This is a genomic window from Betaproteobacteria bacterium (genome assembly GCA_009693245.1).
Taxonomy (GTDB): domain Bacteria; phylum Pseudomonadota; class Gammaproteobacteria; order Burkholderiales; family SHXO01; genus SHXO01.
This window is the reverse complement of the sequence record SHXO01000014.1, coordinates 33669-43691: the sequence shown is the minus strand read 5'-3', so window position 1 is coordinate 43691 and position 10023 is coordinate 33669. Positions and strand designations below refer to the sequence as shown.

The 10023-nt window shown below is 58.5% G+C and carries 12 protein-coding genes and 1 tRNA gene; all 13 read right to left on the bottom strand.

Going from position 1 to position 10023, the window contains the following annotated elements:
• Window positions 1-168 precede the first annotated feature (168 nt).
• Window positions 169-244 (bottom strand) — tRNA-Lys (locus tag EXR36_04020).
• An 81-nt stretch (window positions 245-325) separates the two neighbouring features.
• Entirely contained in the window at window positions 326-1441 is a 1116-nt protein-coding gene (locus EXR36_04015) for a YeeE/YedE family protein (GenBank protein ID MSQ58816.1), read from the bottom strand.
• Window positions 1442-1506: 65 nt separating this feature from the next.
• On the bottom strand, window positions 1507-2355 hold the full coding sequence (ybgF, locus tag EXR36_04010) for a tol-pal system protein YbgF (protein ID MSQ58815.1): 849 nt from the start codon (window positions 2353-2355) through the stop codon (window positions 1507-1509).
• Between the two features lie 11 nt (window positions 2356-2366).
• The gene (gene pal, locus EXR36_04005; GenBank protein ID MSQ58814.1) at window positions 2367-2726 is read right to left on the bottom strand and encodes a peptidoglycan-associated lipoprotein Pal; all 360 of its coding nucleotides are present in this window, start codon (window positions 2724-2726) and stop codon (window positions 2367-2369) included.
• 355 nt (window positions 2727-3081) lie between these two features.
• Window positions 3082-4422: a Tol-Pal system protein TolB gene (gene tolB, locus EXR36_04000; GenBank protein ID MSQ58813.1), complete on the bottom strand. Its 1341-nt coding sequence runs from the start codon at window positions 4420-4422 to the stop codon at window positions 3082-3084.
• A gap of 104 nt (window positions 4423-4526) precedes the next feature.
• On the bottom strand, window positions 4527-5351 hold the full coding sequence (locus tag EXR36_03995; protein MSQ58812.1) for a cell envelope integrity protein TolA: 825 nt from the start codon (window positions 5349-5351) through the stop codon (window positions 4527-4529).
• Window positions 5351-5779, bottom strand: a complete 429-nt coding sequence (gene tolR, locus EXR36_03990; GenBank protein MSQ58811.1) for a protein TolR — start codon at window positions 5777-5779, stop codon at window positions 5351-5353. Before tolR ends, EXR36_03995 begins: the two co-directional genes overlap by 1 nt.
• 4 nt (window positions 5780-5783) lie before the next feature.
• Entirely contained in the window at window positions 5784-6470 is a 687-nt protein-coding gene (tolQ, locus tag EXR36_03985) for a protein TolQ (GenBank protein MSQ58810.1), read from the bottom strand.
• On the bottom strand, window positions 6467-6910 hold the full coding sequence (ybgC, locus tag EXR36_03980) for a tol-pal system-associated acyl-CoA thioesterase (protein ID MSQ58809.1): 444 nt from the start codon (window positions 6908-6910) through the stop codon (window positions 6467-6469). The genes tolQ and ybgC overlap by 4 nt, the downstream gene beginning before the upstream one ends.
• Before the next feature lie 67 nt (window positions 6911-6977).
• The gene (ruvB, locus tag EXR36_03975) at window positions 6978-8018 is read right to left on the bottom strand and encodes a Holliday junction branch migration DNA helicase RuvB (GenBank protein MSQ58808.1); all 1041 of its coding nucleotides are present in this window, start codon (window positions 8016-8018) and stop codon (window positions 6978-6980) included.
• Between the two features lie 15 nt (window positions 8019-8033).
• Window positions 8034-8810 carry a hypothetical protein gene (locus EXR36_03970; protein MSQ58807.1) on the bottom strand — a complete coding sequence of 259 codons (777 nt, stop codon included), beginning with the start codon at window positions 8808-8810 and terminating at the stop codon, window positions 8034-8036.
• A gap of 90 nt (window positions 8811-8900) precedes the next feature.
• Window positions 8901-9482, bottom strand: coding sequence for a Holliday junction branch migration protein RuvA (gene ruvA / locus EXR36_03965; protein ID MSQ58806.1), 582 nt, complete (start codon window positions 9480-9482; stop codon window positions 8901-8903).
• On the bottom strand, window positions 9479-10021 hold the full coding sequence (gene ruvC, locus EXR36_03960) for a crossover junction endodeoxyribonuclease RuvC (GenBank protein ID MSQ58805.1): 543 nt from the start codon (window positions 10019-10021) through the stop codon (window positions 9479-9481). Before ruvC ends, ruvA begins: the two co-directional genes overlap by 4 nt.
• Between the last annotated feature and the right edge of the window lie 2 nt (window positions 10022-10023).

Genomic DNA, 10023 nt, shown 5'->3' with positions numbered 1-10023 from the left:
GCGGTAGGTAGTTAAGTCACCTTCCGCAATTGCCAGCGGTTCCATCCTGGCTTGCAGTCACTCAATATTGTGCGGATTAAGGGTGCGGCGCGAAAGGGGAACGTAACCCCAGCGTAACCCCAGAAGAAATAAAAAATGACATGCCTATATACAAGCCATTGTTTCATTTGGTAGGCGGTGCGAGATTCGAACTCGCGACCAACGGATTAAAAGTCCGCTGCTCTACCAGCTGAGCTAACCACCCAAAGGGCCGGAATTCTACTTATGCCCCTAGGGGGTGTCAAACTTCAGGCAGTGAAATAGGAACTTAAGTAGTACTGGGAATTCAGATACCACCGCGTTGCGTGCGCCAATAGAGCCATTTCATGGTCAAGGCGCTGCCCAGGACGATGGAAATGAAAGTGAGGAATGAACCCAAGGCGAGGGTCGATAGCCCGGTGATTCCTTGGCCAACGCTGCACCCCAGCGCCGTCACTCCCCCGAATCCCATGAGCACGCCTCCCATGATGTGATTTCGCAAGTCAGCGGCTGTCGTGAATCCTTCCCAACGAAAGCTCCTGCTTGCAAGGGAATAGACGAGGGCCCCGGCAAACAATCCCAGCACCGCGGCGATACCGAAGGTGACCTTCAGGGAAGTATCCGTCCATAACATAAGCAACTCCAGGGAGTACCCGACGGGCCCCACGAAGGTGAAGGACTCGGGGCGCTTGGAGTTCGTGCCAACGAAAGCCTCGCTCAAGGTGTTGGGGTCTTCCGCCAGATAACCGATGCGGCCGGTGACATACCAGCCACCCGCGACAATCACTCCGATGAGAAGCCCGGCGGTCACATATTCTCGGTTGCGGCGAAATCCCGCATCGGCAAAAACGAAGATTGCGATACAAGTGGCGATCACAGCGGTGCATGCAATGCGCGCCACGGATGTGCCAGTTCCAATGTGGCGCACGAGTACATTGGGCAAATCCTGCCCGCCCTGTAGATGCAGCGCCACGGAGTCCAGCAGGTTCACCCGCGCCAAGGCAAACAATCCCTTCAAGGTCATGTAGGCGGAGATGCCTATACACACCAACACGATCAGCGATTTCAAATTACCGCCACCTAGGCGGATCAAGTTCCTGGACCCGCATCCCGACGCGATGGTCATACCTACGCCGAAGAGTGCACCGCCCGCGATATGGGAAAGCCATAGGAAGCGCTCGCCGGTATAGAAGGATTTGGATAAGTCCAAGATACCCGCCAGCACTAACCCATTGGTGCATACCATGGCCACCGCGATGGCCAGCAACCACATGCGCATGCGCGACCAGTCTCCGATGTTGATGACGTCGGACACGGCGCCCATGGTGCAAAAGTGGGTGCGGTTAGCAATCACCCCAAACAAAAAGGCGAGGGCAAAGGAAGCCCAGGCGACGAGCACGGCTAGCTGGAGGGGATCGTCCATGGCGGCTTGCGCGAAAATGGCGCTCTATTCTAGCCGCCGGCGCTCGCGCACCCAAGAGGCATTCGCTACTTCAGCCGCGATAGTCGCTGGCGCGCTTTATCTGCGGCTTCGGAAGAGGGGTACTTCGCGATGAGATCTTCGAGAGTGCTGCGTGCGGACGACGTTTCGTTCAGCGCGGCGTAAGCGCTTCCCAAATTCAGCATGGCATCCGGGATTTTGGAGCTCTCCGGATAAGTTTTTATCAAGACCTGTTGCGCTCCTACGGCCGCCCGGAAATCGTGCAGATTGAAATAGGAATCCCCGATCCAATACTTGGCATTGGCGGCCATGGCATCGGTGGGATAACGCTTGATGAACGCATCGAACGCCGACACGGCCCCCTGATAATCGCCCATCTTGTAGTTATTCATGGCGCCATCGTAAGCGCGGCGAACCACGTCTTGCGCCGCTGCCGCGGAAGCCGTACCAACGGCCTGCTGTTCCAGCTTGCGGATGCGCGCTTCGAAATCTCCGATCTGCTTGTCTCGCTTCGCCGTATCCGCGTTAGCCTCTTGCTCCAAGCGCTTGATGCGCGCCTCCAAATCGGAAAGATGCTTCTCACGCTTGGCTTGGTTCTCCGGAGAAGCGTCCTGTTCGAAACGCCGCATGCGGCTGTCCAAATCCAGGTACATGTCCTTCTGGCGTTTCTGCGCGCCCTCGATGGCGTTGCTGAGCACCTCGATCTGGCCACGCATGCGATTGACGTCCGCGCTAAGGGCTTCCATCTGGTTCATCAGCTCGATCACGCCGCGGTTCTTGTCACCGCGCACAATGTCCGCCTGCGCCAGCAGGATGGATTCCTCTCCCAACACAGGCGCACTCGCCCAAAGTAGAGAAGCGATGCAAAGAGCACAGGCTGTGCGCTGAACTCCCATGGGCTTGGCCTTTACTTGGGCATGTCGTAGACGATGTCCACACGCCGGTTCTCTTGGTGCGCCTCTTCCGTATCGCCCTGCATGCGTGGTTTTTCCTCGCCGAAACTCACACTTTCCAATTGCGCGGCAGGCACGCCCAGTAGCGCGAAGGCGCGTTTAACGGAATCGGAGCGTTTCTGGCCCAAGGCCAGGTTGTACTCGCGGCTGCCTCGCACGTCGCAATTTCCTTCCAGGCGTACTTTTACCTGCGGATGATCGAGAAGGAACTTGGCGTGCGCTTCCACGATGTGGGAGTATTCCGACTCCACGCTCACGCTATCGTAGCCAAAATAAACACTGCGCTTGGAAAGCGGATTGCCCGGGTCGTTCATCGCCGCGGAGGAATCCTTCAACGATTGTTCCGTAAGCGAAGTGGGTGGAAGCGGAGCCACCACCGGTTGCTCGCCCTGATCGGCTGTCCCTGGCGAGCCGCCGTTCTGTTGCGCTTGCTGCGCCGCCAGCGCCCTCAAGCGCGCCTGCTCCTCGGCCACTTGCTTTTCCTTGGCCTGCTGCTCGGCCGATTGAGATTGTTTCTTCTCCGCCTCCTTCTTCTCGAACAAGTCGCGCTGCTCGACGGCTGCTTGATTACCACCCAGGAAACCCTTTCCTCCGCACGCGGTAAGCAACAACGCGGCGGCAAATCCTACCCACACTTTATTCATTAAATAACTCCCTATCGATGATTGCCTATTGACGATCCGCCAGAATCGGTCCCCACGCCGGCTCTCGGACATCCTGTGCCTGGGCCGTGTAGCGCTGCTTGATCCTTCCATCGCTTGAAACGGCGGCAAGAGTGCTGCGGCCCTTGCCTACCGACGAGTACAAAACGAGTTTTCCGTTAGGCGCGAAACTCGGGGATTCGTCCAAGGGGTTGTCGGTGATCGCCAGGCTTTGCCGGCTAGCAAGATCCATGATGGCGACGTTGTAGCGGCCGCCATTGCGTTGCACGTACACAAAAGATTTCCCGTCCGGGCTGTAGCGCGGTGTCACGTTATAGCTACCATCGAAGGTCATGCGCTCGGCTTCGCCGCCGCTCACGGACATTCGGTAGATTTGCGGGCTACCGCCGCGGTCCGAAGTAAATAACAGCGACTTCCCGTCTGGCGCGAAGCTCGGTTCCGTGTCGATGGAATTGCTGTGGGTAAGACGCTGCAATCCCGAACCGTCGGCATTAACTATATAAATCTGCCCCGAACCATCGCGCGAAAGTGCGATGGCCAAGCGCTTGCCATCGGGATGCCAGGCCGGCGCGCTATTGCTGCCCTCGAAATTCGCCAATATACGCCGCGAACCATCTTTCAGGTTGTGCAAGAAAACGATGGATTTTCGGCGATCGAAAGATACATAGGCGATTTGCGAACCGTCGGGCGACCAAGCCGGCGACATGATGGGTTCCTTGTGCGCCAATATGAACTGCGAATTGAAGCCATCCGCGTCGGCCACGTGCAATTCGAAACGCGTGCTGGTCTTGGCAACGTAGGCGATGCGAGTGCCGAATATTCCAGGTTCACCGGTAAGCTTCTCGTAAATGACGTCAGCGATCTTGTGCGCCGTGGCACGCAATTGCTGAACGGTCACGGCGTAGGAATAGCCAGCCAGTTGCGCTTGCTTGGTGACGTCCATCAGGCGAAACCGCACTTCGAGCCGCCCGTCGGGGCGCTGACTGACTTTCCCAATGACCAAGGTCTGATCGCCCTTGTCGCGCCAATAGCCGAATTTCACTTCGGCCGGCTCCGCCGGGAAGGGCCTTGCGTCCCCGGGGGCGCCGAGCTTGAACAATCCGCTGCGCAGCAAGTCCGCCGACACGATCTCATTGATACGGTGTTGAAAGAGCTCCTCGCCCGCGAAAGGCAACACGGTTACGGGCAGCTTGGCTTGCCCGCCGCCGATAATCTCAATGGTGAGCTGCGCCGAAGCGGGTCGCACGGCCAAGAACGCGAGCGCCACCAGCACCGGCAGCAACATTCCCCACGAATGGCCGGCGGCCGGCCGCGGAGCCGCTGGGATGAGGCGAGATCGAAAGGACATTGGCATTAGCCTAAATTATAGAACCTATCGGGTAGATGGTCACGTATCGCACTCGTTACCAAACCTTTCATGCGTTAGGAGCTAACCATGCGGATAACGCCGACCTATTCTAACGGCCGGAATTTTAGATTGATGACTCGTAGCTGTTGGAACAATTCGGGCTGGCTTGGCACCGGCAGCGGTTCGGAGGCCTTGATAGCCCGCTCGACGGCGAGATCGTAGGCCGCGACACCACTGGACTTTACCAGCCTTATCTCCAACACGTCACCGCCAGGCAAAAGGGTCACGCTATAGTGTGCTTCCGGATTACCGGCGAGTCCGGGAGGCAGGTTAACCTTGCTTTGGATCTTGGCGCGAATTCGCCCGATATGCTCTTCCAGTAGCCGGATCTGCGCGGAGGCTTGTTCCGCGTCGCGCTTGCGCCGCAATTCATAGTCTTTCCTTTTCTTTTCGTCTTCCTTGGTCTTTTGCTCCAACAGCGCATCCTCGCGCCTGCGTGCTTCTTGTTCAAGCTTGCGCTCCTCGTCGGCGCGTTTCTTTTCCTCGATGCGCTCTTCCTCTTTCTTGCGAAGCTCCTCTTTCTTTTTCTCCTCCTCTTGTTTCTTTTGGTCTGCCTCTTCCTTCTTGCGTTTGCGCTCGAGTTCTTGTTTAGCCTTGAGTTCGATGTCCGCCTTGCTCGGCGTCTCCGGTTTGGGAGGCGGGGGCGGCTTCACCTCAACCTTGGGCGGGGGTTTGGGGGCTGGGGGTGGCGCCACCACTGGCGCGGGTTTCTCGCTCGGAAGCTCTTCCCACATGTCCACGACGATGGGTTCGACAATCCTGGTTTGCCAACTCACCCCAAAAAATATCAAGGCGAAGAATGCGAGGTGAACTCCGACGGCAAGCAATCCGGAGGGTATTCGCCCCGGTTCGGGATGGCCCGCTTGCATTAGCTTGGCCTCGGTTTCGCAAGTAGGCCGACTTTCTTCACGTGGTTACGCTGCAATGCGTCCATCACTTCCAACACCTTGCCGTAGAGCACGCTTTGATCGGCGGCGATGACGACAGGCTGGTCGGGATTGCGAGTTTGTTTCTCTTTGATGCTTGCCAGCAATCCATCCAGCGTAATGGGCTTCTCGGCGCCCTTGTCCTTGTCGCGCATGTAGAGCTTGCCGTCGGCCTTGATGACCACCTCGATAGGCACCGCGGGCGGAGCGTTGGACTTGGAGATTTGCGGCAAATCTACGTAACTGGTGCTGATAAGAGGCGCGGTCACCATGAAAATCACCAGCAAGACCAGCATCACGTCGATATATGGCACGACGTTGATCTGGCTCATGAGCCGGTTCGATCCCCCGCGCTTGCCGTAGGCTGCCATGTCTCTAACTTCCGCCGCTTCCCTGGCGTTGCAATATGTTGGAAAACTCCTCCATGAAACTATCGAAACGCGTGGATAGCCGCTCGATGTGGCGGGAGTAGTAATTGAAGGCGATCACCGCGGGAATGGCGGCGAATAATCCTATGGCGGTCGCAATCAAGGCTTCGGCGATTCCTGGTGCCACGTTGGCCAGCGTGGCGCGCTCCACGTTCGCGAGTCCGCGAAACGCATTCATGATGCCCCACACCGTTCCGAGCAGGCCCACATATGGGCTCACCGCTCCCACCGTCGCCAAAAACGCGAGATGCGCCTCCAGGCGGTCCATTTCGCGCTGGTAGGTGGCACGCATGGCCCGGCGGGTACCGTCCATCACCACCGAAACGGTGAGCCCCGTTTGCCGCTTGAGTTTGACGAACTCTTTGAAACCCGACTCGAACACGCGCTCCATGGTGCCCGAGGCACGGCGCGCGCTCACCACCGATTGGTAGAGGGCGTTTAGATCCGGGCCGCTCCAAAACGTGCGCTCGAAGTCATCCGCCTTTTTGTCCGCGTCGCGCAACACCAACCACTTGCGGAAGATAAACCACCAAGAGAGCACCGAAAGACAAAGCAGGATGCCCATGATCAATTTCACCAGCAAGCTGGCGTTTGCGACCAGCGTGATGACCGAGAGATCTTGGGTGACGTTCACTTTTTTTCCTTATGCCGGCCTTGCGGTGGGCCGAGTTGATTTCGAATCGTTTCGGGCAATGGTACTGGGCGCCAATCCCCAGGGCTCACGCAAGCGAGATTTACCTGTGCGTCCAATAATAGTTCATCGTTTCTAGCCACCTGCTGTTTCAGCGTGATCTGGGCACGTCCAAGATTGGCGAGCTTGGCACCGACTTGCAGTAGATCGTCGAGCTTGGCGGGCTTTCTAAAATCCACCTGCAACCTGCGTACGATGAACAACATCTGTTCGCCAGCGGCCAGCGCGCCCAATGCGATCCCCAGACTGCGCAACCACTCAGTTCTCGCGCGCTCTAAAAAGTTCAAGTATGTAGCGTGGAATACCACGCCCCCCGCATCGGTGTCCTGGAAATACACCCTCACTGGAAGAACGAATCTGGGGGAGTCTCGGAAACTTGTCAAACTAAGTTACAAGCAAGAGATAAACCCGATTCCATCGTCATAATGCGGCGGCAGGCCATTAGATAGGCTACCTTCCCCATAAGCCGGGTTGGAGAGACTGGCTGGGAACGGTGAGCCCGAAGTGCCGGTAAGTCGCCAAAGTCGCGATCCTTCCCCTAGGCGTGCGTTGCAAATACCCTTGCTGGATGAGATAGGGTTCCAGAACGTCTTCGATGGTGTCCGATTCCTCGCCGATGGCCGAGGCAAGATTATCGAGGCCCACGGGTCCGCCACTGAATTTCTCCAATACCGCCAATAACAGCTTTCGGTCCATCACGTCGAGCCCTATGGGATCCACGTCCAGCATCGACAGCGCGCTGTTCGCCACCTCTCGCGTCACCACGCCTTGTGCCTTGACCTCGGCAAAATCCCGCACGCGCCGCAGCAAGCGGTTGGAAATGCGCGGGGTCCCGCGGGAGCGGTTGGCGATTTCCTCCGCGCCTTCCCGCTCTATGCGCACGCCCAGCAATCCGGCGGAACGCTCCACGATGCGGGTAAGCTCCGCGGCCGTATAAAACTCCAGGCGCGACACGATGCCGAAGCGGTCCCGTAGCGGATTGGTCAGCATTCCAGCGCGCGTGGTCGCCCCCACCAAGGTGAAAGGGGGCAGGTCCAATTTCAGCGACCTCGCCGCGGGCCCCTCGCCGATCATGATGTCGATCTGAAAATCCTCGAGCGCGGGATAGAGAATCTCTTCCACCACCGGACTTAGCCGGTGGATCTCGTCGATGAACAAGACGTCATTGGGCTCGAGATTGGTCAGCAATGCCGCCAAATCTCCCGCGCGCTCGAGCACCGGTCCCGACGTTTGGCGCAAGTTCACGCCCATTTCCCTGGCGATAATGTGGGCAAGCGTGGTTTTGCCCAATCCTGGCGGACCGAACAGCAGCACGTGATCCAGCGATTCCTTCCTGTTACGCGCCGCTTCTATGAAGATGGAAAGTTGCGAGCGGATCTTCTCCTGCCCGACATATTCCTGTAACGCCTTGGGCCGCAGCGCACGCTCCACCGCCTCCTCTTGAGGCATGGTGTCCGGCGCCACAAGGCGGTCCGTCTCGATCGCGGTCATGGGTCCGCGCGGGCCCTATCCTTGGCGGGAGCGCGCGCGAAACGCATCGAGCGCCGGAGCCGCCTCGGGCAAGGCGGCTTCGGCACGTTTGGGCATTTCTCCCACCGTTCGATAAAGCCGCTGGCTGATGCGGCCCGTTACCTTGAGCACTGCGTTGACGAAGTATTTTTTTCCAACCGGCGACATGGCGAAGCGAACACTCTCCGGATTCTCGTTGATGTCGAAGCGCATTTCCCGGTCTTCCTGGTCGTAGAGTGTTTGCATCTCACGCCGCTCCGCTTCCGCGCCTGGCACCATGCCTTGCATACGCCCGCCGAGGGTCAGCGCGGCCATCACATGAAAAGCCACGCCATGATCCGTGATCTGCAATTGCTTGCGGCCTACCTCCGTGGCGAAATGCGCTTTCAGCGTATCCAATTCCGTCTCGTCAAATTCCTTGTTGGACAATTCCCGCCACTCGGGCAACAGCCATTCTAAGCTCGCAAAATCGCGTTGCGCGTCGCGCATCATGACCTTGACCATGGCTTCCTCGGCTTGCTTCCATTGCGGGTCATTGGGACCCCAATCCTTGCCGAGCTTTTGTTCTTGGCCAAGACGGTACAACTGGGTTCGGGCCGCGTTCAAACTCTCTTGTTTCAGAAAATAATTGCCGATGGCCACGGTCGTCTTCAGATCGTGCATGTTGATCAGTTGCTCGATTTTTTCTTGCTTGCCCTGAGCGCCTGCCGCCGCCGTTAGAACGATGCCGGCGATGACCATTGCCACCCGCCATCCTGCGTTTGCCCTACCCACTTTTCCCTCCTGTTCTTTAACGTGTCACATCGCGATGCGGTCTATCCAATCTCTACATCATTCGTTCTTGGCCGCCGGCGGCCAAGGAAATCATAGTACCTTCGATAGTTGCCTCAATGCTTGGCGAATGGCGTCTCCCGCCGGTAATGCACTATCCACCTTCGCCAACGCGGCGGCGGCCTCGCGCTCGTTGTAACCCAGCGACACCAGCGCGTTCAAGGCATCGCCGCGCGCCGACGCTTGCGTGCCAGTTTCGTGGGAACCGGCCACGGGGGCAAGCTTATCCTTGAGTTCGAGCAGCAATCGTTCGGCTGTCTTGCGCCCGATACCGGGGACGCGGGTCAAGCGCGCGGTCTCTTGCGCCGCAATGGTTCGATAAAGCTCGTCCACGGTCATCCCCGAGAGCACGGACAATGCGGTGCGCGGTCCAATCCCGCTCACCTTAAGGAGTTGGCGAAACGCCTGGCGCTCGCCTTCGCTGGCGAAGCCATAAAGCAGATGGGCGTCCTCCCGCACGATCATCTGGATCCGCAAGGTGACGTTCGCGCCGTTAGCCGGCAATTGGTAAAAGGTGCTCATGGGCACATCCACCTCATAGCCCACGCCTTGAACGTCGATCACCACCGTGGGGGGCTGCTTGCCGACGAGGGTTCCCGCCAGGCGCCCGATCATAGGAGCCTGCCATTGCGCATGCGAAATCCCGCCGTGCCCAAGCGCCCAAGACCCAGGCCGCCATGGGCATGGCAAATGGCGCACGCCAGCGCATCGGCCGCATCGGCGCTGGGATTCTTGGACAGCACGAGTAGACGGCGCACCATCTCCTGCACCTGCTCCTTGGCCGCATGACCATTACCGACGACCGCTTGTTTCACTTGCAACGCGGTGTATTCGGAGACCGGTAACTTGCGCGCCACGGCGGCACAGATGGCGGCCCCGCGTGCCTGCCCAAGCAAAAGCGTGGATTGGGGATTGACGTTGACGAACACTTTTTCCACCGCGACCTGCTCGGGCTGCCATCCATCCATGATTTCGCCCAGCCCGCTCAATATGGCGCCGAGGCGCTCGGGCAGCGTGCCTTTTTCCGGTGTGCGAATAACACCACTGGTGAGGTAGCTAACCTTCTGGCCCGCGCGCGTGATGGCGCCATAGCCCGTCACACGCAGCCCAGGGTCGATTCCAAGAATTCGAACGCTTTGCGCGGCCGCTGTCACGC